The organism is Paenibacillus mesophilus, from assembly GCF_005938385.1.
Classification (GTDB): Bacteria; Bacillota; Bacilli; order Paenibacillales; family NBRC-103111; genus Paenibacillus_AB; species Paenibacillus_AB mesophilus.
This window is the reverse complement of record NZ_VCRA01000090.1, coordinates 1-918: the sequence shown is the minus strand read 5'-3', so window position 1 is coordinate 918 and position 918 is coordinate 1. Positions and strand designations below refer to the sequence as shown.

The window sequence follows — 918 nt, the reverse complement described above, 5'->3', positions numbered from 1 at the left end:
AATCGGGTAGGAGGCTACCCATTAATTGAGTAGCCGACCTCCCACACCACCGTACGTACCGTTCGGTATACGGCGGTTCCTTAGTTCACGCAGTGACTTGTCGATAATAATCTGAAAAGAAGAGGAATCCTAACCCTTTTAGTGTGTTATTGCCGAGGGATTTCGAGAGGATGGGACTATTGGAGATTCTCCAGTAGCCCTTTCTTGTGTTTGCATACTCCCATGCCTTCTGTGTATGGATTCCGAGCGTTTGCAACTTTTCGAATTTCGTCTTTACCCGTTTCCATTGCTTCCAGAAGATCATGCGTATCCGCCTTCTCATCCATTCATCCGTTGATTGAAGCAGACTCTTCATATCCGCTATCTTGAAGTAGTTGATCCACCCCATGATGTAACGTCTAAGCTTCTCCGCCCGCTGTTCATTTCCCATTCCGTTGCTTCTCGATGTATGTTCCTTCACTTTGGACCTCATCTTTGCAATGGATTTCGGGTGGATGCGGACTCGTATTTCCTCCATCTTTGCGTAGAAGGAGAAACCAAGAAATTTGACCTTCCTCGCCTCGTCCACTACCGTCTTTTCCCGATTTACTTTGAGAAACAGCTTTTCCTCGATAAAGGGGAGTATGTTCTCCAGCGTCCGTTCAGCGCTTCTTCTGCTTTTACAAAAGATGAGGAGATCGTCCGCATAGCGGACGAATCGATGGCCGCGGCTTTCCAGTTCTTTATCTAGTTCGTTCAGCATGATGTTGCTGAGAATCGGACTTAGGTTCCCGCCTTGCGGCACGCCGATTTCCGTGTCCTCAAACTTATGCTTGACGACTACTCCGGCTTTCAGGTACTTATGGATAAGCGAGATGACCCGCCCGTCTTTAATGGTTCTGGATAGTACCTCTACCAGCTTACTTTGGTTCACTGTAT

The 918-nt window shown here is 47.5% G+C and carries 1 protein-coding gene; it reads right to left on the bottom strand.

What is annotated here, in order from left to right; genetic code table 11:
• Positions 1-85: 85 nt before the first annotated feature.
• Positions 86-918: reverse transcriptase domain-containing protein (locus FE783_RS37310; protein ID WP_274381482.1), on the bottom strand; the 833-nt coding region annotated here is incomplete at its 5' end.